Origin of the sequence: Anaerostipes faecis, assembly GCF_910574135.1 — a bacterium.
Lineage (GTDB): Bacteria > Bacillota > Clostridia > Lachnospirales > Lachnospiraceae > Anaerostipes > Anaerostipes hominis.
In genome coordinates this window covers 1-23,557 of the sequence record NZ_CAJSYK010000034.1, presented here as the reverse complement: position 1 = coordinate 23,557, position 23,557 = coordinate 1, and the positions used below count along the sequence as shown (strand labels likewise).

The window sequence follows — 23,557 nt, the reverse complement described above, 5'->3', positions numbered from 1 at the left end:
TCACCTCGATATTTGATATTTATATTTTACCAAATGTTCGGATGGATTGATATATCGTGTTAAATTTTCAAGGTACAAATTTATATCAAAGGTCAATGACCTTTTGACACCCTAATCCTATGAAATAAAAAAAGAGCCGCAATCACTGCGGCTCCCACTTAAACTTACTTTATTATCTGATCATAGAAATCATAAAACTTCAGTATCCTCAAGTATGTAACACGGTCCCTGATATACGGCGCAATTCTGGCCGTTTTTTCTTTCATAGACGGATCAAAGCCCAACTCTTCAAGACTTTTGACTCCGCCGACTTTTCGGAGCATATCCTCAATCTCCTCTGCTTTTGGGATCTCTTCGATGATTTTAATGATCTCTTTCGTCTTTTCACTCAATAGATCGGGATGTATGCTGTCCAAAAGGTTCGGATCATTAGTTTTTTTGATGCTCTCACACAGTTCTCTGTCTCTAAATGTTACCTCGATCAGACCAGTCTCTACATCTACATGATCTTTGATACAAAATTCACCTTTTTTCAAATATGATGCTGCCTTATGATAAATACCGCCGGCCAGAATAAGCCCGACTCCGACTTTTTCTCCATGATACGCGCTAATTTCCTCATTGATCACTGCCATTTCCCAGAAATGAGCCATATGGTGTTCTGCGCCGGAGGCCGGACGGGAATTTCCTGTCATCTGCATAGCCAATCCTGACAGCAGCAGTCCATACATTAGTTCTTCATATGCTGCAATTTCGCCGTTTTTCAGCCCTTCCAATGAATTCTTTAAATTATCAAGTGCTTCATACTCCATGCTGCAAATCCTGTCACAGATGTATTCCCCATTCAAAAGATGTGTAATCTTCCAGTCTGCCAGCGCCGTATATTTTCCAAGCAGATCTCCTGCGCCAGAGGCTGTCAGACGCATCGGTGCCTGAGCGATCACTTGGCTGTCAGCAATCACAAGGATCGGAGAAACAGCGATCATGCTTTTTTTAAATCCATACCAGGACATGGCGGCTACGGTAGAGACATATCCGTCTACGCTGGCTGCCGTGGGCACGGAGATAAATGGTATCTTTTTTTCATAGGCGTGATACCTTGTCAGATCGTGAATCGTTCCGGAGCCGACTGCGACCAGACAGTCGGTCTCCTTCATCTGTTCCAATGCTTCCCGTACCTTATTGACACCGACTTCATTTGCATGGAGATTTTCAGATTCCAATTTGATGATCTGAATTCCTTTGATAAGTGCCTCAACCTCTTTTCCTGCCGCCTCATATGTATTCTCGTCACAGACCATTGCAAAACTATGATACCCTATATAAGGATCTTTCTGAAGTATCTCCGGTATCCTCTGCAGTGCACCTTCCTCCAGGATGATCTCATTTACGGTCAGCTTATGATTCCTTCCGCAGCTGCATTTTCCAGAAAATTTTGTCATATCTATATTCATAGTATTCCGCTCCTCTCTTAAAAAAGATATCTTGTTCTGCCTTTATGATATCTTTTCAAAGATACTACTTCAAGACCAGTTTGCTTCCGTCCATCCTGCATAAACTTTACCAGGCAGGAAAGATACGAACAATGACAGTCTCAGCTATCTTTCATTATGAAGCAGCTTGTGTTCCTTTCCTTTCAGAATACCGTCATAAACAGTTGCCACGATCGGATTCTGGCTGGAAAGCTTGATCTGGGCCAATTTATCAATCTTATAAAGACCTTCTACTCTGGCTTTCTTTGTCCTCGGTCCGATCGGCACAGGCTGGCCGCCGCCGGTAATGCAGCCTCTCTTGCAAGCCATGACTTCCACAAAGTCGTAGTATATTTCTCCCGCCTCTATTTTATCCAGTACCTCGGAGGCACATTTGAGGCCGTTTACCACTGCGATCTTTACGTCCCTGTCTCCCAGCTTGACGGAAGCTTCCTTAATCCCGTCCACGCCCCGGACACCGGTAAAGCTGATGGCCTCCAGATCTTCTGCCCGGTCGCTGTTCATCAGGCGGCGCAGGACGGCCTCTGTCACTCCTCCGGTCACGCCGAAGATTGCTCCGGCTCCGGAGGAGATTCCAAACGGCATATCCAAAGCCTCCGGCTCTACCTGAGAAAGGTCAATCCCTGACTCCTGAATCATGCGGGATGCCTCGGTCGTTGTCAGAACATAATCTACATTTTGTTTCCCTTCATTGAAATGTTCCGGCCTCGTGATCTCTGCTTTTTTTGCGGTACACGGCATGATGGATACGACCACTGTTTTCCTCGAGTCGCCTGCCTCATCCATTCGTGCCTCTTCTTTGATCAGCGCTCCGAACATTTCCTGAGGAGAACGGCACGTTGAAATTTTTTTCCTGAACTGTGGATACCTGTTCTCACAGAACTTCACCCATGCTGGACAGCAGGAGGTGAATAACGGAAGGTTATCTCCGGATTCAAGCCGTTCTACCAGTTCCTTGGATTCTTCCATGACCGTTAAGTCTGCGCCGAAGTTTGTATCATAGACTTCATCGAATCCGATCCTTCTAAGGGCGGCCACAAGACGCCCCAGTACATTTTCTCCTTTCGGGATTCCGAACTTGTCTCCCACGGCTACGCGCACGGCAGGAGCAATCTGGACAACGACCCGTATTTTCGGATCAGACAGCGCATCCCAAACTCTTTCAATATCCTGCTTGATCGTAATGGCTCCGGTAGGACAGACTGCACGGCACTGTCCGCATCCCACACAGTCCGTTTGTGCCAGGTCTTTGTTAAAAGCCGTTGTCACCTGCATTTTTGATCCGCGGAATGCGAAGTCCAGGATTCCCATGCCCTGAATTTCATCGCAGGTCCTCACGCAGTCTCCGCATAGGATACATTTGTTAGGGTCCCGGATGATACATTCGGAAGACAGATCCTTCGGTAGCTGCTTTTTATTGTTCTCAAAGCGCACCTCCTTGATTCCCAGCTGTCTGGATAATTTCTGCAGGACACAGACACCGTTTTTCGTACAGGTAGTACAGTCTCTGCAGTGGGAGGCCAGCAAAAGTTCAATAATCATTTTTCTGTGATGCTTAAGCCTCGGTGTATTTGTATAGATCACCATTTTGTCTCTTGGTGTCTCAGAGCAGGATGCAAAGATCCTACCCCGGTCATCTTCCACCACACACATCCGGCATGCGCCGTATGTGGAAAGTTCGGAATGATAGCAGAATGTAGGAAGATCGATCCCGGATTTGCGGATGACAGACAAAACATTTTTTTCATCTGTGAACTCTACTCTTCTGTTATTGATTGTCATATAACTCATGTTCTTCTCCTCCTACCCTTCAATATGGATCGCACCAAACGCACAGGCACTCTCACATGCACCGCACTTAATGCATTTATCATTGTCAATTACATACGGTTCTTTGATCCGTCCGCTGATGGCGTCTGCCGGACAGTTCCTTGCACACTTGGAACATCCTTTGCAGCGTTCCGGGCTGATGATAAATCTTCTCAGGGCACTGCAGTTATGAGAAGCACACTTCTTGTCGACCACATGTTCCACATACTCATCGCGGAACAGCTTAAGGGTACTCATGACAGGGAGGGCAGCACTTTTTCCCAATCCGCAGAGTGCCGTCTCTGTGATCGTCGTGGCTAGCTCCTCCAGAAGGTCCAGATCTTCAGGCTTTCCTTTTCCCTCCACGATCCGCTCAAGAATCTCCAGCATCCGCTTGGTTCCTTCTCTGCACGGGACACATTTTCCGCAGCTTTCATTCTGGGTAAAATTCATGAAGAACCGTGCCACTTCCACCATACAGGTGCTGTCATCCATAACAACAAGGCCTCCGGACCCGATCATGGCACCCATCTTTTTCAGGGAGTCAAAGTCCAGATTCACATCCAGGTGCGGTGTGATGAGGCATCCGCCGGACGGTCCTCCGATCTGTACCGCCTTGAATTCTCCGTCTCCCTTGATTCCTCCTCCGATATCATAGATCACTTCCCGGAGCGTCGTTCCCATAGGCACCTCGATCAGGCCTGTGTGATTGACACTGCCTGTCAGGGCAAACGCCTTGGTTCCGGGGCTTTTCTCAGGGCCGATCCCTTTAAACCACTGGGCGCCTTCTGTGATGATCATCGGTACATTAGCGAACGTCTCTACATTGTTCAGCACCGTCGGTTTTCCAAACAGGCCCTGTTCTACGGTTCTCGGCGGTTTTACCCGGGGCATCCCCCGGCTGCCCTCGATGGATGCCGTCAGTGCGCTTCCCTCTCCGCACACGAAAGCGCCTGCTCCTTTATTGATATGTAAATGGAAAGAAAAATCAGTTCCCAGAATATGTTCTCCCAGAAGTCCGCATTCTTCCGCCTGTTCTATTGCCCGTTTCAGACGGCTGATTGCCAGGGGGTATTCCGCCCGCACATAAATATATCCTTCCCGGGCGCCTACCGCATAGGCGGCGATCATGATTCCTTCGATCATCTTGTGGGGATCTCCCTCCATGATGCTTCGGTCCATAAATGCACCCGGGTCCCCCTCGTCTCCGTTACATACGACATAGCGGATTTTCTCTTTCTGTCCGGCTACCTGGGACCACTTATACCCTGTTGGGAAACCTCCGCCTCCCCGGCCTCTCAGATTCGACTCTGATATTTCGCTGACCACCTCTTCCGGCTTCATGTCAAACAGTGCTTTTTCCAGAGCCTCGTATCCGCCGATGGATAAATACTCCTCTATATGTTCTGCGTCAATATGCCCGCAGTTTTTTAATACGTTTCTCGTCTGTTTTTTATAAAAGGGAATCTCTTCCTGCCTCTGATATTCAATTCCATCCCTCTTGAATAACAGATGCCTGATCGGTTCTCCCTTTTCAATCGTCCTGTGAAAAATCTCCTCACAGTCTTCAAGCTTCACCTTTGTATATAGGATTCCCTGAGGCTCGATCCTCATCAGAGGCCCCATCTCGCAGAAGCCATGGCATCCGCTTTTTTTCACTCCGATCTCACCGTCTCCGTGTGCAATCTCCGGTCCGAAATGGACTTCTACGTCAGGATGTTCCCCCACTAACTCACACATCCTGTCATAGATGGCGCCTGACCCGCCGGAAAGACAGCCTGTACCTGCACAGATCAGGACCCGGCATTTGCTTTTGTTCATCTGCTCCCTGGAAGTTTGACGGATCTGTTCAAGAACTTCTCTGTTTTCAATTTTTTTCATCATTTAAGCTCCTCTCAGTTCACGGATCAGTTCAGCAGCAGCATCCGGGGTCATCGCCGGATAGACTTTGTCATTGACGGTGAGGACTGGTGCAAGCCCGCAGGCACCAAGACAGGAAACGGTCTCCAGCGTGAACATCATATCATCAGTGGTCGCTTTCTCCTCTGAGAGCCCCAACTCACTGTAAAGACGTTCCAAAATGGAGACTGATTTGCGGACATGACAGGCTGTCCCGTTGCAGACTTTAATGATATATTTTCCTTTTGGTTCAAAAGAAAAGTTTTCATAAAAGGTCGCAACACTGTACGCCTTGGCTTCGTCAATGGACAGCTTTGATGCCACATAACTTAAAAGCTCCGGCGGAAGATAGCGATATTCTGCCTGAATATCCTGGATGATCGGGATCAAAGCAGCCTGCGTAAGCCCGTGAGATGCTATGATCTCATCTGTTTTATCATAGTAGGCCTGGTTTAACATGAAATACCTCCTTCACATTGTGCATTTTGGTTAAAATTTTATCAATCACTGTTAATTATATGTCAAATTTGACTGATTATCAATAAAATAAGTATAAAACTTTCTCTCCAAACTGTATTTCAAATCAAATCACAGGACCTTCCCTATGAAATAAAAACGCTCCGCGGGTTGTGCACAGATGCGTAAGGAAATTATTTGCCTGCGGCAAATTGCATCAGGCACGCAAAGTTGTCAAGCCCCTCAAAGAGTGAGGGAGGGGTTGGGGCGTTGAAGTGGGCTTGCCCACTTTGTTCTTCTTTTATTACATCGCCAGTTTAAATATTTCTACAATATCTTTTATATTTAAGCGGCGCACCCAGCCGATGCTTCCGTCCTCATGAACAACGCGTACACGTTTCGCCATGCGCTCCATCACTTCTTCATCTAAGTCCTCGACTCCGGGAACATCCCTTAATTTTGTCGGAACACCGAGGCTTAAGAAGAACATTTGTCCCTGTTGTCTTTATACACATATTTCATCCATGCAGGAGTGATCACCGCAAGTCCTGCTCCGTGAGTTACGCTCTGATATTCGCCGGATAATTCATGCTCGATGAAATGGGATGCCCAGTCTCCGGTTCTTCCCATACCGGTCAGACCATTGTGCGAAAGAGTCGATGCCACCATGATGCTGGCTCTTGCCTCATAGTTCTCAGGATCTTTCATGAGAATCCGTCCGCAGTCCATACATGTGTGGAAAATAGCCTCACATAAATAGTCCGTCAGTATGTCATTTTCCTTTTCAGGAGTAAAATATCTCTCAAATGAGTGAGACATGATGTCAATGATGCCGCATGCCGTCTGAAATGGAGGCAGGGTCATCGTAAGTTCCGGATTTTCAATGGCAAATCTGGCACGGTTGATGTCATTGTCACAGAACCGTTCTAAATTTTCGTCTGCTTTTGTGATAACACAGCTGTTAGACGCCTCACTTCCTGTTGCGGCAATAGTAAGAATGACACCTAAAGGAGTACTCTTCGTTGGCACATCGTGAGGTACCCCGGATTCTTGTCAAAGCACGCTCTATATGAACATAAAGGCTTTCTTTTAATTCTTTGTCCCGGATCAGCTGAAGTCCCATGCGGTCTTCCACATATTCAATGAATGTATGGATTTTGGAATCCAGAATACTGTTTTTAACTGTATAGACTCTCGATGCATCCCCTTCTCTCCTCAGCCATTGGTAGAGAGTGGATTCATCTGCATGATTCAGAAGAATGTTTACCATCAGAGCATTCTTTGCGATTTCACCAACCGTCACATAACCCTTGCTGTTCAGAATCACTTCTATTATTTCTTTAATCCGATTCGACATCTGCATAGTTCTTACCTCAAAAACATTTTAACACATACTATTCAAAGATCACATCTATATCATGATCAAAACAAAAAGTATCAAATTCTTCCGGCAGGGGACGGTCGGTGATCAATACGTCGATCTCCGCCAGATCAAATACTTTTATATAATATTTACAGTTTATTTTTGTGTGGTCTGCCAGCAAAATGGTTTTTTTAGCCTGCTGATGATATACCCTGGTGATCTCCGCATCTTCTAAATATAAGTTTGTCAGTCCCTGTGAAACATCCAGACCGCCCATCGACATAAAACAGATGTCTGCATAGCGGGACCTCACATAATTGCAGGCATCTGCACCGTAGACTGCATCATTGAAAATATCGTATTTTCCGCATACGACTTCTACATTTATGTTTGATGATTTTGCCAGTTCCTTGGCCGCGGCAAAGCCATGCGTCATGACATTTAACTTTTTATCCCGGTTGATATATTGAGCCAGATAAAAACAGGAGCTGCTGGCATCCATAAAAACAGAGTCACCATTTTGGACAAACTGCGATGCAAGCCTCGCGATATATTTTTTCTCCTGTATATTTTCATCGTGCCGGAATGCCTGCGGGTATTGTGTCTGCTGCCTGCTTATATAAGAGGCGCCGCCCCGGTTCCGCTTCAGCAGCCCCTTCTTATCCAGCAGTGTCAAGTCTCTGCGGATCGTCGGCTCACTGACATACAAAAGTTTTGTCAGTTCTTTGACCGAAATATAATTTCGCTCTTTTACTAACTGGATAATTTTCCTTTCACGGTCTTCAAAGCTCATAAGATTCCTCCTTTTGTTATCAATTATACGAAATAAATTGATCGTATTCAATCATAAGATGAACGCTTTCAGTTTCAAAATTCAATTTTTCAATCAAATATTGATAATTTACGAAAATCATATAAAATAGCATTAAAAACAAACAGAAAGGAGTCCGCTATATGAAAATCGACAGCATTATTTTTGATATCGACGGAACACTGTGGGATGTAAGAGATGAGATTGCTACGGCACTCACCAGAGAGGTTCACGACCAGGGTCATCCCGAAATAAACTTTACACTTGAGAATCTGACTCCCGTATTCGGAACTCCTCCAAATGAAGTGGCCGATCTGTTTATGCCCCACCTGCCGCCACAAGAGCGGTACAAACTCATGGAGGACTGCGGAAACCGTCAGATACAGCTTATTGAATCCTTACACACCGACCGGACTTATCCCGGAGTAAAAGCTACGATTAAAAAACTTGCACAGCAGTATCCTCTGTTTATTGTGAGCAACTGCCCCAGCGGCTATGTCCGTGCGTTTATGAGAAGAAACAAGCTGTCCCCCTGGATCACGGACTATGAAGAACAGGGTCACACCGGATTGCCGAAAGGAGAGAACATAAAGCTTGTCATGGAGCGCAGCCGGCTGAAATCTCCTGTATATATAGGGGATACAAAAGGAGATGCCGAAAGCGCAAAAAAAGCCGGAACAGCTTTTGTATGGGCATCCTATGGTTTTGGTCATGTGGATAACCCCGAATATTCTATTGACGATTTCACAGAATTGCATAGATTACTGGATATATGAAATTTCTTAATTTTTTTAAAATTAGGGGTTGTAAACAATTTTTAATGAACTTATGCTTATTAATAAGGATATCCTTTATCACATAAACCGATGGATGAAAGGAGAAATTATGACAACCCAGCAAGACATGAAAGAACTTGAAGCGATCATCAGCAAATACTATGGCAATACAGCAGGCATCGTCGTACTAAAGGACGGTGAAATCCAGTATGAGCAGTACTTTAACGGCTGTACCGCCGAAAGCTGCGTTCATATATATTCTGTTACAAAAAGCATTGTCTCTATTTTAATCGGAATCGCCCTGGACAAAGGCTTCATTACAGACCTTGACCAGAAGATTTTGGATTTTTTCCCTGACTACGTGCCAAAACAGAGGGAAAAAACCATACAGAATATAACACTGAAACATTTGCTGACGATGACAGCCCCATACAAATACAAATTTGCCCCCTACGTCAAATACTTCACCAGTGATGACATGGTAAAATTTACGCTTGATTTATTGGGAGGCAGAGGGAAAACAGGTCAATTCAGATACACTCCCCTGATAGGCCCGGATCTTTTGACAGGTATTTTAAAACAAGCTGCCGGGCAGTCTGTATTTGAGTTTGCCCAAGAAAATCTATTCATACCGCTGGGAATTACCGCAGAGCGCAGTATCATATTTCGATCCAAGGAAGAACAGCTGGCATTTAACAAAGCCACGGATATCAGCGGCTGGGTCTCTGATCCGTCCGGTACAAATACAGGTGGCTGGGGTCTTTCCCTCTCCGCTGCGGATATGGCAAAACTGGGACAGTTATATCTAAACGGCGGACTGTGGAACGGAAAACCTATTGTTTCTGCAGAATGGATCAACGAAAGTACTAAGGAGCACAGCCGCTGGGGTAAGATGAACCTTGCTTATGGGTATTTATGGTGGCTTCACGAAGATGGCTTTGCGGCAATGGGAGACGGTGGAAATGTAATCTACGTCAACAAAGAAAAAAAGCTGACCGTAGCCATCGCTTCTCTTTTTAAGCCCAGGGTGAAGGATCGAATAGAATTTATTAAGGAATATATAGAACCAAGTATCCTATAGGGAAGGTTGTAGAACTTTCCTGTGAAATGAAAACGGCCTGCTCAGTGGAGATTCATAAACTCCCCTGAGCAGGCTTACAGTCATCAATTATTCCTGATACCCCGAAATCAGATCCGCAAATCTTTTCGCTGTCAGATGCGGCCTTGTGATGGCACTTCCGACTACCACCGCATGTGCCCCCAGATACAGGCATTTCACTGCTTCTTCCGGAGTATTGATATGCCCTTCCATCATCATATACACATCGTCGCCAAGATCCCGGCACATCTTTGCGAATGCCCTCATATCCTGGGTTTCAAAATGTTTTGTGGCCTCTGTATATCCAAACAGGGTAGGTGCCACGATATCCACACCCAATTCGGCCGCCCTTTTCGCCTCTTCATAATTAGAGACATCGGCAAAAATCATAGCCTCAGGTATTTCCCTTTTTACATCCGCTACAAGTTCCCATGCACGGCGGCCTTCTTTTGTGATCCGGTCCGTACAGTCCATGGCAATGATCTCTGCCCCGGCTTCCCAGACCTGCTTTGCGGCCTCCAGTGTCGGTGTGATAAAAACTTCTTCGTCTCCTCTTCTGATCTTATACAAACCGATCAGCGGCAGATCCACTGCCTTTTTAATAGCCCGGATCTGCTCCGGAGAATTGGCCCGGATTCCGACTGCCCCGGCCCACTGTGCGGCCTCTGCCATCTTGACTACCATATCGTCTGTATAAATCGGATCTTCAGGCACTACCTGGCAGGATACGATCAGGCCTTTCATAGAATCCAGTATTTTTCTTTTTTCTGCATCTGTTGTATTCATGATTCCATCTCCTTTTATGTCTATATTGCCTTGTACGTTTTTTACTGTCTTTTATCATAACATAAAATATGCAATCTGACACCTGATCTATCCAGTATGTCAGAAAATTCTTCCGCTATTTACATCATCAGTATATGAAAGATCAAAATCATGGTAATCACCAGTGATATCAGCAGAACAGTGCGGCAGAATTCTTTCGTGGCCTTCATCTTTTCTTCTGGCTTTTTCCTTTTCATCAGTCAAATCCACGTATCCTTTCTGCCACCGGCGTCTTTCCCCGAATGATCCGATATGCAGCCAGAGGAATCCCAATGCATACTGCCGCGGATGACGAAACGGCTGCCAAAACCGGAACAACCGGGATTTGAAATGGAATGTTCATGTAATTCATTGTCTGATAGTACTGATAAGTAATAAAAAGGCCAGCCGTTGCCGTCAATGACAGAGAAGCTGCCGCAAACAGCAGCCCCTCCCTGACCAGAAGCTTTTTCACCTGTTTTTCGGTCATTCCCACACTTTCCATGACAGCCAGAGATACCTGTCGGTTCTGGATATTTCCAAACACCGTATTAATATAATTCATCAGTCCGATCAGTGCAAGGATAAGGGCAATTCCCACACCGACTCCGGTCATATTTCCCTGGGCCTTTTGAATATCTTTCATGCTGTCGATCTTGGATTCATAAGACACATCTTTGGCAGAGGTACTTTGACTCAGGTTTTTTCTGATCCTGTCTTCTGTTTCATCGTCATATTCTTTTGTATACCGGATATTCAGTTTTGAAATATACGGATTCATGACGTACTTCTTCATAAACGATTCACTGACGATGACTGCCGGTCCCTTTCCCGAAGTTCTGCCGTAATAACTGTCATCGGTCATGCCGGCAATTCTCGGCTGGAACTTTTTGTTTTTATTTTCTGACAGATAGAATTTTACCCTTGCTTTTTTATCAATCTCACCGGAAAGATCCATGCCCAGCCCATAAATGATGCAGATCTTTCCGGTTTCAAAAAGTTTCTGATCTACCGGGTGTATGAGACTCTTATTTAAGTACTCAAATTCCTTTTTATCGATCCCCTGCATGACAGAATAATATTTCTCCGGGTGCTTTTTATAATCGTTGATATCGTCTTTATAAGGCGTATACAGCCACCTCTCATAAAACTCTCTCATCCACACATCTGAAAATTCCGGCTCCCATGGGACGATGATCTTTGCGCAGAGCAGCGGGTGTACTTCCCGGATATCTTTGCTCTTTTTCAATTCTTTTACCAAAGAAGGTTTAAGAATTGGTTTCCATTTTTCATCTTCCTCTTTCATCAGAGAATCATTGCTGACTACTAAATCCGTATCCATATAGTTTGACATGATCGTTCTGGCTCCGTGACTTTGAATGATCGTAATCAGACACAAAAACATAGACAGACTGGCAGCAAGGGAGAGAACTGAAATTCCTGTTTTTTTCTTATCCTTAAAAAACTGATCTGCGGCTATTCTCCATAAAAGACTGCCGTTTCTGGTTTTATGCGCTTTCTTTTTTGCGGATGTAAGACGATAATTCAGCGCTTCCACAGGTGTAACGGAAACTGCCGTCTTTATTGGCTTTCTGCTTCCGAAATAGACGGTCAGTCCCGCAATAGAAATAGTAATAAAAAAGACTGCCGGATGAAATGTGACAGGGATTGCGCTTTCCCTGATGCCGAGAGTTCGCACAATCTTCGGGATCACCTGAAAGGATGTAAAAAAACCGAGCAGGATTCCTCCGCCCACCCCGGCTGTTCCTATAAGCATCATCTGTGTTTTCATAAATCGGCGTATCTGCCTTGAGGACATTCCCACGGTCTGCATCAGCCCATAGTAACGGATATTCCCCGAAACGGACAGATACAAAATATTATAGATCAGCAGATAGGCACTCAGGCAGGTGACCAGGACCAGACCTGCCATTCCCGCAAAGATACCTGCGGACTTCTCTGTTTCTCCTGTAAATTGAAAATTCTGCCGCTTATTCAGACGAATACTCTCCTGAAACTTCGTCCTCTGATCTTCTGTCAGTATTTTATTTTTAAATTTTACATACAGCACACCCATATTATTCAGCTGATATCCGGTCTTTTTATAAAATGCTTCTGATACATAGAACAGCTGCTGCTCGCCGTATCCTTCCCATATTCCGGAAATAAGAAAGTTTTTCGTGTGAGTACCGTTCTGGTCTGTATAAGTCAGATCAAAGGTATCTCCAACATCCAGATTTTCTTTCCCGCAGTCCTTCAGGGCTGCTTTCGTGACCATCAGTTCATTTTCCTTTTTCGGATAATAGCCTCTTACCCGCTTTCTGGCAGGCTTCATCATGACACCCCAATAAGTCTCATCACACCAGATCATTCCAGTATGTAGTGTATCATCTGCGTCTGTTTTCACTGCGGCTCCTGCATATCCTCCTGCTCCTGCCACTCTGACGTCCTGATTACCTTTGCACCGGTTAAGCTGCTGCTCTGAATAGCCGCCCTGCAGCACTGCATCAAAATCTGCACCGTGTAAATGAATATTCTGCAACTGCTGCATTTTAAAATAAGTGCTTCCGACCGTAAACACACTAAACAGCATAAAAGAAGACAGCATGACGGCGATGATCATCACGGCAAATTTAGGCTTGTTTCCTTTCAGCGAAGACATGGCCATCTTTGTAATAATCTTCCGGTTATTATTCTCCAGCATACGCATCACTTCCTCTCACGATCCGTCCGTCCTCGATGTGAACGATCCGGTCAGAAAGCTGTGCAATATCCTGATCATGGGTAATCAGCACAACGGTCTGTTTAAATCGGCCCGCTACTGCCTTTAAAAGCCCCAGCACATCATGGCTGGAAGCAGTATCCAGATTCCCCGTAGGTTCATCAGCCAGAATAATCGAAGGTTTTGATGCAATAGCTCTGGCAATGGCCGCCCTCTGCTGCTGTCCTCCGGACAAGGTGCTGGGCAGCGCCTCTTTTTTCTCCTGCAGTTTCAGAAGATTCAGGATCTCGTCAATGAATTCTCTGTCCACACAATCTCCATCCAGTTCAATAGGCAGGGTCACATTTTCATACAGGTTTAAATCCGGGACAAGATTATAATTCTGAAATATGAATCCGATTTTTCTTCTGCGGAAAACCGCAAGCTGTTCCCTGTTCATTTCCGCAAGATTCTTTCCGTCTACATACGTCTCACCTTCCGTAGGCACATCCAGCCCTCCGATCATATGAAGGAGTGTACTCTTCCCGCTTCCCGATTTACCGATGATAGAAACAAATTCCTGGTCTTTCACCCTGAAGTCTACCCCGTCCAGTGCTTTCACAACGTTCGTCCCCAGCTGATAATATTTTTTTAATGCCCGTGTCTCTACTATGTATGATTCCATAGATTTATCTCCTTTCTTTTATTACTGCAATCATAACTCATAAAAATCACAAACCTTTCACAGGCATAAAATTTCACAGTACTGTGACTTTCCTTCTGTCACCCGTTGGGCAGGTAAATCTGAAAATCAGATCCTTTTCCAATCTCAGAACAGACCTGGATATAGCCGTCCTGCAGTGCTATGATCTTTCTCGCCAGATAAAGTCCCACACCGATCCCCTCCTGATCATATACTTCCGGTTCCCGGTAAAACCTTGTGAAGATCTCTGCCTGACGCTCCAGGGCGATCCCTTTTCCTGAATCTCTGATAGTGATCTTCGTAAATATCTCCTGGACAGACACAGAGATCCCGACACTTCCTCCCCTGCCGGTATACTTTACCGCATTGTCAAGAAGGTTAAAAACAGCCTCCTCAGTCCACTTTGTATCATGATTTACCACTATGTCCTCATCGCAGTCCACAGACAGGCGTATCTGCTTTTTCTCGGCTTTCGGCACGATTGCCGCCACCGCTCTGAGAAGGGTCCCGCACAAGGGTAATTTCATACAGCAGACTTCTATAACCCCTGTTTCCAGACGGGACATTTTCACCATGCTCTGCAGAAGAAAATCCAGCTTTTCGGTCTGAATCCTTACCTTTTGAAGAAATTCCTCTGCCTCTGCCGTACCCAGTCCTTCATCCAGCAAAACCTCCTCATAGAGCTTGATATTTGCGATAGGGGTTTTCGTCTGATGGGAAATATCTGAGATCAGGCTTTTGATTTTTTTCTTCTCTTCCAGATTTTCCGCGCTTTCCCGCTTCCAGATGCGCTCCAGCTTCTGAAGCTTTTCGTATACTTTATCCCACAAAGTATCTCCTTCTTCATTTAATCTTTCCAGTTCCCTGCCGCAGGTCATATCGTTCAGACATCGGAGCAGGCGGTCGGTAAATGAGGAAATATCCCGTTTTAACTTCCACATTTTTATTCCCATAGAAACCGATACGAAAAAAAGGCAGCATGCCGCTGCTGTCATAATTCCAGCCATTGATATCCCATCCCATAAATATTAGAAATATATTGATGCTCTCCGTCCTCGATCTTTTTTCTCAGACGATTTACATTCACTGCCAGAGTATGCTTATCCACGAAGCATCCTCCATTGTCCCAAATGCGCTCCAGTAATACAGCATAGGTCAGAAGCTGTCCTTTGTTCAGGACAAACTGGCGAAGCAGCCGGAATTCCGTAGGGGTAACTGTACATTCTTTTCCGCCTGCCTCTACCTTTGCCCTCTCAAAATCAATCTTTAAAAATCCATCGTCAAAGAAATTCTGTCTGCCGGCTTTTTCTCTTTTTAAAACCACGCGGATTTTTTCTTTTAAGATCTTGATAGAAAACGGCTTCGTAATGAAATCCTCCGCCCCGGAACCATAGCCCTCCAGGGCATCCTCCTCCAGATCTCTCGCTGTCAGGAACAAAACCGGGACTTCACTCTGTCCTTTCATCCATCTGCAAAGAGAAAATCCCTCTCCGTCCGGCAGATTGACATCCAATAAAATCAGTCCCATTTTTTCTTTTCGATATACGGCTTTTGCCTCACGAACCGAATACGCTGAATATATGTCATACCCCTCTTTTTTCAGCGTATAGCAGATCGTCCGGTTCAGTTCCCGGTCGTCTTCCACAATCAATATCTTCTGCATTTTGCACCTTCTTCCCGTATTTTCATCTGTGTTCAGCTTCTATTTTATCATACAATTAAGCTGAAAGGCCTTCAATCCGGTGATTATCACGATATTGTGACCTTACGCATCTGTGCACAACCCGCGGAGCATTTTTATTTCACAGGGAAGGTCGTTGAACTTTCCTGTGAAATAAAAAGGAACTGCTGTACATAACCGATTTCTCCGTCATGCCACAGCAGTCCCCTACTTTGATTTTACTGAATTTATTCTTTATTATAGAAATAACAGCTTTTACTTCAGCGTTTTTAATGCCTCTGCTACAAAGGCGTGATCTTCACTTTGAGCCATTCCGGATACGGTCACGGTTCCGATCATGCCTGTCCCGGAAACGAAGACCGGAATGCTTCCCCCTGCCTGAGCGTAATTGCCTTTTTCCAGACCATACCGATTCCACAGGTCATCCTGTTTGAGGTCCATAGACAGTTTCATCTCGTAAGAACTTTTTTCAAAATCATAAACCGTGTTTTCTTTTCTGCGGACCCAGTCTTCGTTGTTCTTGGACGTTCCCTCCAGTGCCGCATAAAAAATCTGCTTTCTGTTCTTTGTAATGGATATTACAATAGGTTTGTTCTCTCTCAAAGCTTTCTGGTACATCTCAATACCCAGGGCGCAGGCTTCTTCGTTTGTGAACGATTTCAGGACAAGCTCTTTCTGCTCCTCGTTAATCTGATCAATTAATGTTTTAATATCTTCCATAACTTCCTCCCTATTGGTCTGCCGGGAACACGATTCCCATCTGTTTTCTCGCTTCATCCATGACCTTCAACTCCAATATAGAGTATTGATTATGTATCTCAGCACTTTCTTTTGCTTCTGCCAGCCGAATGAATTCTTCTATCTCATAATACATGTTGTTGGTCTTTTTGTCTATTTTGATCTCTTCTCTTTCTCCGCTGCGGTACACAATCTCGATTGTTGTCGTATCCGGAATTTCCTTTATGATCATGGAGGCCTCTTCCCCCTGGATCTGGCTTGGAAGTGCGGAATTTGTAATCTTAGAGTACATAAGCTCCGCCTGCATTTCATCATACATGGCCACAATCGTACCGGAGGCGTCAACTCCATTGGAAAGTTTCAGGCAGTGAGCCGAAATCTCATTGGGGAGTCCGAACAGTTTCACCATCGGATGCACACAGTAGACGCCGATATCCATCAAAGCACCGTTGGAAAGCTCAGGCTTGAAGGCATTCTCTATGATCCCCTTTTTAAAATTGTCATACCTCCTGGAATACTGACAGTACTGGAATGTTGCTCTGCGGATCTTTCCGAGCTTTGGCAGGTTTTCCCGAATCGCCGCAAAGCCGGGATCAAATACGGAACGCATGCCCTCCATAACGATGACCTGATGTTCTTTTGCAGCCTTGATCATATGCTCTAATTCGCCGGAATTGGAAGCAATGGTCTTTTCACACAGGACATGCTTGCCGGCTTTCAGCATCTTTATACTCTGTCCTGCATGGAGTGCATTAGGAGATGCCACATAAACTGCATCAATGTTTTCTGCAGCCGCCAGAGCATCAAGAGAATCATAGCAATCTTCGATCCCATATTTTCCTGCATACTCTTTTGCCTTTTCCATGCTCCTTGAGTACACTGCCTGGACCTTAAAGCCCTCACATTGGCTCCCCGCATCCATGAAATTGTCTGTTATAAAATTTGTTCCGATTACTGCAAATCTGACCATATGATTTCATCCTTCCGTGTGGCTATTATTTTATATTGTTTACTATTATTTTATTGTGTTGAATCTTTTTTGTCAACCTGCCGCCTTTTGTTTTCACTTTGAATAGAACAACTATAGGCAGAAAGGCTTACCTGGAAGCATCTCACAAAGGTTTCTGAAAATATCATGGATTTTTTTGCAGCCTGAATACCGTTATATCCCATGTTATCAATCCGGTTAATATAAGGAGCTACGTAGGATGCTCCGCTCTTTGCTGCAAGGAACGCCTGCATCGGTGTATAAACTGCGGTTGCTGTCAGTTTAATTCCCTCTTTCTTTAATTCCTGCATTGCTTTAAATCCTTCCGGAACAGACGGAATTTTTACATAAGTATTATTTCCGAGTTCTTTGAGTACATCATTTCGTAAATTTTTGTTCGATGTTCGCATCATCAATCATTAATTTCATGGTAAATCTTCCTTTCAATTACAGTGTCTGCTCTGTTCTTTCAATAATATCATCCTGTGTCTTTTTAGAAAGTACATTAAAGAATGCACTGTATCCGGCCACACGGACAATCAGATCTTTATGGTCTTCCGGATGTTCTTGCGCATCAAGCAAAGTTTCTTTTGACACAATATTATACTGTACATGATATCCGTGCAGTCTGTTGAAAAATGTGCGGATAAGCATTTCCAGCTTTTGCTTGTTTTCCTCAGTAGAAAGCATTTGAGGCGTCATCTTTTGATTTAATAAAACACCTCCGGTAATCTTTTCAGTAGGAAGTTTAGAGACAGTCTTAAACACTGCTGTAGGACCATTCTTATCCGCATTATGTGCAGGGCTGCAGCCTTCGGCCAAAGGTTCAAATGCATTTCTTCCATCCGGTGTTGCTTTGGTTCCCATACCCTGGCCCACATTGGCACTGATGGAAGACGTACCGCCATAACGAATTCCCCCGATCGGCCCTCGCTGGTAACGGGTATTTGGATATTTCTTGATTTCATCTAAATAAGAATCATATGCTTCAATGACCAGCTGATCTACATAGTCATTATCATTGCCGTACTTCGGTACGTCATTGACCAGCATCTCCTGGATCTTCTGATTCTCCGAAGACTGAAAATCATCAAGGATTGCATTCCAAAGCTGTTCTTTTGTGATCTTCTTTTCTTCGTAAACAAGCTGCTTAATAGCAGCCAGGGAATCTGCCATATTGGCAATTCCAACCTGAAGACCGGAAATAAAATCATAAACAGCTCCGCCTTCTTTGATGGTCTTTCCTCTTCCGATACAGTCATCTGTAAGCGCAGAGCAAAGAATATCCGGTACATCTCTTTCTGAAGCTTTGTCAATGACATTCTCTACGATAACACTGTAACGTGTCATTTCTCTCACCGTTTTGTCCCATGCTGCCAGCAGATCCTCGTAGGAGTCCATATCCTTAAAATAGCCATAGCCTTTTGTAAATCTCTTTCCACTTGTCAGATCCACGCCATTGTTCATAGCGCAAAGCAAAACTCTCGGGAAATTAATATAAGACATTCCAGTACAGCGGTATCCCCACTTGCCGGGAACTGCGGTCTCTACACATCCAATGGCGCTGTAGTTATAAGCGTCCTCTTCTTTGACACCCCAGTTGATAAAAGAAGGTATAATAATCTCGTCATTGTTAAGTGCCGGCATTCCGAATCCCAGTTTCATAACTTCGATGCATTCGTCAAAAAACTGCTCGTTGATATTTTGATGATATCGTACCGTCAAATTGGGCTGGGTAAGCCTTGTCTGTGCAACAGACTTAAGTACTGCAAAACTTAATTCATTCACTGCATCTTTCTTATCCGGTGTCTGTCCGCCGATCGTAACATTCTGATACATAGGGGAACCGGCTGAACTTAAGGTATGCGCCTGGGATCTTATTTTGTTGATGGTCAGTGTCTTGATCCACAGGCAGGTAAGGAGTTCTTCCGCCTCTTCCTCTGCCATCGCTCCGTCCTGAATATCTTTCCTATAATACGGATACATATACTGGTCAAACCTTCCGTAACTTAAGGAATGTCCGTTTGACTCGATCTGCAGGATCAGCTGGATGAACCAGACAGACTGTACGGCCTCTTTGAAAGAGGATGCCGGCTCATATGGAACTCTGGAACAAATTCTGCACATCTCTTCCAACTCAGCTTTTCTCTTCGGATCCTTCTCTTTATCAGCTAATTCTTTTGCCAGCCTGCTGTAACGCAATGCAAAATGATGAACCGCCTCAATCACAATCAAGACAGACTTGTAAAATTCATTTTTATCAACACTCTCCGGATCAGTGAAGTCAAGAGCATCTTTGAGAGCCTTTGTTCTTTCTTCATATCCTTTCAATCCCTCAGACAGAAGTCTGCCATAATTAACTGCCAGATGGGCATCTCCTGCATTTAGTTTTCCTTCCATACCGAAAACACCGGTCTCCATAAAAACACTGACTTCATCAGGAAGAAGCGCCTCACCTCTTGCACGGAGATTATTATTCTCCCAGAATGGAGCAATCTCACGGAGCTGTTGTTTTGTCTCCTCTGTTATATAGAAAACATCTCCATCTCTCTTTTCAAAGAGATCCAATTCGTTCAGGACGAATTCCATCGTATATTCCGGAAAAATCGGAGCATTTGTATTCTTGGTCGCCTGATTGCCGGCAATCAGAGATTTGTCTTCAATGTAAATCGTCATACCTTCCAAAATCTTCTTCAACATAAGTGCTCTTACCATAACACGCGGCTGATTCTGATTCTCTTTATAAGCCTGAGTCGCCAGTAATGCCCTCTCAGCATCAATGTAAGGTTTTTCATCCAAGACTTCTTCACGGAAAGTTCTCATTCTGTCTGTTAATGATCCAAAATGCGCTTTGTTTTCCATAAGCTTCTCCTTTTAATTTCACTCGTAATTATTATTTGTTTTATTTGTAATTTAACTCTAACTCTTTTCCGGCAAAAAGTCAAGATGATTTTAGTATAAAATCCTTTTACATTTCATTTGAAATTTTTCATTTTCAATTTGAAACAAATATGATATGATCTTATCAGTAAAGGAGATTATCATGAAAAAAGCAGATTATACAAAAACCGGTGTTATCTTTAATATTCAAAAGTTCAGCGTCAATGACGGCCCCGGCATCCGTACGGTTGTGTTTTTTAAAGGATGTCCCATGCGCTGCCGCTGGTGCTCTAACCCTGAAAGCCAGTTGGCTAAAATGCAGGTATTATGGGATCAAAAAAAATGCGCCGGATGTCATCACTGTATGGATATATGCCCTGCTCAGGCAATTTCTTTGAAGCATGATCATATCCATATAAATGCAGCCAAGTGTACTGGATGCAGGCAGTGTGTACTTGAGTGTCCGGGGAAAGCTTTAGAATTGGAAGGAGATATAAAAACCGTACAGGATGTCATGGATGTGGTCATGCAGGATAAAGTTTTTTATGAAGAAAGCAGCGGCGGTATTACACTGTCCGGAGGTGAATTTCTTTCTCAGCCCGACTTTGCCGAAGAATTGCTGCTTGCTTCTAAAGAAAAGGGACTGCATACCTGCTGCGAGACAACAGGATTTGCTGATCCGGAGATCTTTAACCGTGTTATAGAAAATCTTGATTATATACTGTTTGATATGAAACACTGGAATTCCGCAAAACATATAGAGGGTACCGGTGTTGGCAACGATCTTTCTGTTTCCAATATGAAGCGCGCCATTAAAATGGGAAAAGAAGTGCTGCCCAGAATACCTGTCATCCCAGGATTTAATAATTCCCCGGAAGATGCCGCCGGATTAGCAAACGCCTTGCAGGAAGCAGGGGCCAGAAAATGTCAACTTCTTCCTTTCCACCAATTTGGCGAAAACAAATACAGCTTATTGGATCAGACATATGATTACCAGAATGTACCGTCTATTCACAGGGAAGATTTACAGGATTATCTTCAGATATTTATTAATTGTGGCATTGATGCGTTTTTTTAAACATAAATTTCTTTCATTCGTAACTTAACTCTATTGAAATATAATTTTTTGTGGTATACTAAAAAGCAATATAAAATATCATACCTTATCGTGCGAAGCACGTCCACCCGAAGGGTATGAAACACGGGATGCCCTTTGGGTATATATTTTCAGTATACGATACGAACGGAGTCATCATATGAAAAACAGAACAAATAAGATATTGGAACTGCTTACCCAGAAGAACAAAATCGAAGTATCACTTCTTTCCGAAAAACTTGGTGTTTCACAGGTTACTGTCAGAAAAGACTTAGATGAACTGGAACGCAAAGGAATCATAAAACGTGAACACGGATTTGCGCTCTTATGCAGCACAGATGATATTAATGGGAGAATCGCCTATCATTATGAGGCGAAACGGAAAATCGCAAAAAAGGCTGCTGAACTTGTCTGCGATGGCGATACGGTTATGATCGAAAGCGGAAGCTGCTGTGCTCTTTTAGCTGATGAACTGGCTTCGTCCAAAAGAGATCTGACGATTATTACTAACAGTGCTTTTATCGCAGAGCATATCCGTGGGAAATCAAATTTTCAGATTATTCTTCTGGGCGGCACCTATCAGCAGGATTCCCAAGTCATGGTAGGTCCGATGATTCGTCCCTGCGTAGAAAACTTTCTTGTAGATCTGTTTTTTATCGGAACAGACGGATATGCCCCTAATGTGGGCTTTACAAATCGGGATCAGATGCGTGCACAAGCTGTGCGGGATATGGCCGTACAGGCAGGAGAAGTTATCGTGTTAACAGAAAGTGATAAGTTTTCCAAACACGGAATCGTTCCCCTAAATCTAAAGGAACAGGTCAAAACAGTTATTACCGATGATCAAATTTCTGAAGCTTCCAAGTCAGAACTGGAAAGCAAAGGAATCAATGTCAGGATCTCATGAGTTTTTTATCACTATTTCCGTCACGCTTTGAAATGCGTTCCTCCAATAGTGATAAAAAACTATCGTTGTATCATTTCTTTGGTTATAGAGATACATAGTAGTAAAAACCCAAATAAACAGAATGAAAAATATCCTTGTCTTTTGATATTTTCCATTCTGTTTTTCTTACTTATTAAATTTATTCATCATCTTTTCTTGAACGGCTGTAGATCATCTTCTTCGTCACAATGAAGATCACCAAAGCAGCAAGCACGATAACACCGCCTACAAGGAACACATTTGCATATGTGGAGGCAGCGCCGGCCTCAACCCCTGTAATACTTCCGCCTGACATAGCGCCTTTTGACATGAGCTGTCCGAAAACCGCCACACCGACAGACCCTGTGATCGCCTGGACAAGGTCGTTGATCCCCAGCACACGTCCTGACTCTTCCGGTGATACCGTAAGTGTCGCGGTATCTACGATCGGTGAGTAGAAGAAAGATGTTCCGAAATAATAGATACACGGTGCTGCCGCCAGAGCTGCAACCTTACCGTATGGAATCGCAAATGCAATGGCGATCAGACCGAGTCCCATAGCAGAGAGAGCCATGATGATTCCCGCGGAACGTCCGATCTTTTTGATGACCGGTCCGCACACGAATCCAAGCACTGCTGCAAGGAGGATGGACCAGACGAGCAGGTTGGAAACCTGAGCAGAATCAATGCCGAATACTTCAAGTCCGATGGCATTCACACCGGCATTCAGTGTATAGCTGAAAAAGTAACCTACGAAGATGACAACCATCGTCGCCACAAATGCCGGATTTTTCAAAAAGGCAGGAGTGATGATCGGGTCTTCGGCTTTATTGATGTACACAATGAACGCTACCAGAGTCACAACTGTTGCGGCAGTCCAGAGCATATTCATATCTGTAAAGAACATTGTGACGGCCCCTGCGAAAGCTCCGATCAGAGTAAAGCCCCAGCCGTCGATCTTAGCGCCTTTTGCGTGTTCATCCGGAAGGTTCTTTGAAAGTGCCGGAAGAAATACTATGGAGATCATCGGAATCGCAAACATCCATCTCCAGTCTATTTTTGTCACATATCCGGCCGCAACTACACCAAGGGCCGCGGAGAATCTGAATACCGCTACAAAAATACCATAGTAGACGACACGCTCTTTCTGAGAAATATATTTGGACACAAGGACTAAGAACACAGAGCCTGCCACCTGTCCTCCTATGGACTGTAATAACTTCTCGGAATCTTCAGCCCTGATTTTATAAGGCTTTCAGACCCTATCTCAAAAAAATCACCCACTTTTTTTAAAAACACTTGACAAATCGCTCAAAATTTGCGGCGAAGCCGATT

General features: G+C 44.3%; 23 protein-coding genes. 4 read left to right on the top strand and 19 right to left on the bottom strand.

What is annotated here, in order from left to right:
* Positions 1 to 164: 164 nt before the first annotated feature.
* The 8 genes from QGT46_RS15580 to QGT46_RS15545 all read right to left on the bottom strand — a co-directional run bounded on the left by QGT46_RS15580 (position 165) and on the right by QGT46_RS15545 (position 7,813).
* The gene (locus QGT46_RS15580; RefSeq protein WP_148460257.1) at positions 165 to 1,454 is read right to left on the bottom strand and encodes a sn-glycerol-1-phosphate dehydrogenase; all 1,290 of its coding nucleotides are present in this window, start codon (positions 1,452 to 1,454) and stop codon (positions 165 to 167) included.
* Positions 1,455 to 1,598: 144 nt separating this feature from the next.
* On the bottom strand, positions 1,599 to 3,284 hold the full coding sequence (locus QGT46_RS15575) for a [FeFe] hydrogenase, group A (protein ID WP_148460256.1): 1,686 nt from the start codon (positions 3,282 to 3,284) through the stop codon (positions 1,599 to 1,601).
* Between the two features lie 12 nt (positions 3,285 to 3,296).
* The gene (nuoF, locus tag QGT46_RS15570; RefSeq protein WP_034549412.1) at positions 3,297 to 5,186 is read right to left on the bottom strand and encodes an NADH-quinone oxidoreductase subunit NuoF; all 1,890 of its coding nucleotides are present in this window, start codon (positions 5,184 to 5,186) and stop codon (positions 3,297 to 3,299) included.
* Complete coding sequence (locus tag QGT46_RS15565; protein WP_009289728.1) at positions 5,187 to 5,660, bottom strand: complex I 24 kDa subunit family protein; 474 nt, start codon at positions 5,658 to 5,660, stop codon at positions 5,187 to 5,189. It lies immediately after the preceding gene.
* 301 nt (positions 5,661 to 5,961) lie between these two features.
* On the bottom strand, positions 5,962 to 6,147 hold the full coding sequence (locus QGT46_RS15560; protein ID WP_024727665.1) for a hypothetical protein: 186 nt from the start codon (positions 6,145 to 6,147) through the stop codon (positions 5,962 to 5,964).
* A complete protein-coding gene (locus QGT46_RS15555; protein ID WP_235824538.1) occupies positions 6,135 to 6,686 on the bottom strand; it encodes an iron-containing alcohol dehydrogenase in 552 nt (183 codons plus the stop codon). Before QGT46_RS15555 ends, QGT46_RS15560 begins: the two co-directional genes overlap by 13 nt.
* On the bottom strand, positions 6,628 to 7,020 hold the full coding sequence (locus QGT46_RS15550; protein WP_024727667.1) for a hypothetical protein: 393 nt from the start codon (positions 7,018 to 7,020) through the stop codon (positions 6,628 to 6,630). Before QGT46_RS15550 ends, QGT46_RS15555 begins: the two co-directional genes overlap by 59 nt.
* 31 nt (positions 7,021 to 7,051) lie before the next feature.
* Positions 7,052 to 7,813 (bottom strand): DeoR/GlpR family DNA-binding transcription regulator, encoded by a 762-nt coding sequence (locus tag QGT46_RS15545; RefSeq protein WP_024727668.1) that lies wholly within the window; start codon positions 7,811 to 7,813, stop codon positions 7,052 to 7,054.
* A 161-nt stretch (positions 7,814 to 7,974) separates the two neighbouring features.
* Here QGT46_RS15545 and QGT46_RS15540 point away from each other — a divergent pair, with 161 nt between their 5' ends.
* Complete coding sequence (locus QGT46_RS15540; RefSeq protein ID WP_148460255.1) at positions 7,975 to 8,607, top strand: HAD family hydrolase; 633 nt, start codon at positions 7,975 to 7,977, stop codon at positions 8,605 to 8,607.
* A gap of 109 nt (positions 8,608 to 8,716) precedes the next feature.
* A complete protein-coding gene (locus QGT46_RS15535) occupies positions 8,717 to 9,688 on the top strand; it encodes a serine hydrolase domain-containing protein (RefSeq protein WP_148460254.1) in 972 nt (323 codons plus the stop codon).
* An 87-nt stretch (positions 9,689 to 9,775) separates the two neighbouring features.
* Here the strand turns inward: QGT46_RS15535 and QGT46_RS15530 are convergent, their stop codons facing one another.
* The 10 genes from QGT46_RS15530 to QGT46_RS15485 all read right to left on the bottom strand — a co-directional run bounded on the left by QGT46_RS15530 (position 9,776) and on the right by QGT46_RS15485 (position 20,183).
* Entirely contained in the window at positions 9,776 to 10,492 is a 717-nt protein-coding gene (locus tag QGT46_RS15530; RefSeq protein WP_148460253.1) for an N-acetylmannosamine-6-phosphate 2-epimerase, read from the bottom strand.
* 99 nt (positions 10,493 to 10,591) lie between these two features.
* The gene (locus QGT46_RS15525) at positions 10,592 to 10,735 is read right to left on the bottom strand and encodes a hypothetical protein (protein ID WP_301591506.1); all 144 of its coding nucleotides are present in this window, start codon (positions 10,733 to 10,735) and stop codon (positions 10,592 to 10,594) included.
* Positions 10,728 to 13,214 carry an ABC transporter permease gene (locus QGT46_RS15520; protein ID WP_148460252.1) on the bottom strand — a complete coding sequence of 829 codons (2,487 nt, stop codon included), beginning with the start codon at positions 13,212 to 13,214 and terminating at the stop codon, positions 10,728 to 10,730. The genes QGT46_RS15525 and QGT46_RS15520 overlap by 8 nt, the downstream gene beginning before the upstream one ends.
* Positions 13,201 to 13,896 (bottom strand): ABC transporter ATP-binding protein, encoded by a 696-nt coding sequence (locus tag QGT46_RS15515; RefSeq protein WP_148460251.1) that lies wholly within the window; start codon positions 13,894 to 13,896, stop codon positions 13,201 to 13,203. Before QGT46_RS15515 ends, QGT46_RS15520 begins: the two co-directional genes overlap by 14 nt.
* Positions 13,897 to 13,994: 98 nt before the next feature.
* Complete coding sequence (locus QGT46_RS15510; protein ID WP_148460250.1) at positions 13,995 to 14,921, bottom strand: sensor histidine kinase; 927 nt, start codon at positions 14,919 to 14,921, stop codon at positions 13,995 to 13,997.
* Positions 14,906 to 15,577, bottom strand: a complete 672-nt coding sequence (locus tag QGT46_RS15505) for a response regulator transcription factor (protein ID WP_148460249.1) — start codon at positions 15,575 to 15,577, stop codon at positions 14,906 to 14,908. The genes QGT46_RS15510 and QGT46_RS15505 overlap by 16 nt, the downstream gene beginning before the upstream one ends.
* A gap of 273 nt (positions 15,578 to 15,850) precedes the next feature.
* The gene (locus tag QGT46_RS15500) at positions 15,851 to 16,315 is read right to left on the bottom strand and encodes a heme-degrading domain-containing protein (protein WP_148460248.1); all 465 of its coding nucleotides are present in this window, start codon (positions 16,313 to 16,315) and stop codon (positions 15,851 to 15,853) included.
* Between the two features lie 10 nt (positions 16,316 to 16,325).
* Positions 16,326 to 17,303, bottom strand: a complete 978-nt coding sequence (locus tag QGT46_RS15495) for a Gfo/Idh/MocA family protein (protein ID WP_024727677.1) — start codon at positions 17,301 to 17,303, stop codon at positions 16,326 to 16,328.
* Between the two features lie 50 nt (positions 17,304 to 17,353).
* A complete protein-coding gene (locus tag QGT46_RS17110; RefSeq protein ID WP_330655919.1) occupies positions 17,354 to 17,734 on the bottom strand; it encodes a transaldolase family protein in 381 nt (126 codons plus the stop codon).
* A gap of 34 nt (positions 17,735 to 17,768) precedes the next feature.
* A complete protein-coding gene (locus QGT46_RS15485) occupies positions 17,769 to 20,183 on the bottom strand; it encodes a glycyl radical protein (protein ID WP_148460247.1) in 2,415 nt (804 codons plus the stop codon).
* A gap of 181 nt (positions 20,184 to 20,364) precedes the next feature.
* On the opposite strand from QGT46_RS15485, the gene QGT46_RS15480 reads away from it, so the two are divergent.
* Complete coding sequence (locus QGT46_RS15480) at positions 20,365 to 21,279, top strand: glycyl-radical enzyme activating protein (protein ID WP_148460246.1); 915 nt, start codon at positions 20,365 to 20,367, stop codon at positions 21,277 to 21,279.
* Between the two features lie 178 nt (positions 21,280 to 21,457).
* Positions 21,458 to 22,204, top strand: coding sequence for a DeoR/GlpR family DNA-binding transcription regulator (locus tag QGT46_RS15475; protein WP_148460245.1), 747 nt, complete (start codon positions 21,458 to 21,460; stop codon positions 22,202 to 22,204).
* A 178-nt stretch (positions 22,205 to 22,382) separates the two neighbouring features.
* Here QGT46_RS15475 and QGT46_RS15470 read toward each other — a convergent pair whose 3' ends face one another.
* Positions 22,383 to 23,429 carry an MFS transporter gene (locus tag QGT46_RS15470; protein WP_301591519.1) on the bottom strand — a complete coding sequence of 349 codons (1,047 nt, stop codon included), beginning with the start codon at positions 23,427 to 23,429 and terminating at the stop codon, positions 22,383 to 22,385.
* Between the last annotated feature and the right edge of the window lie 128 nt (positions 23,430 to 23,557).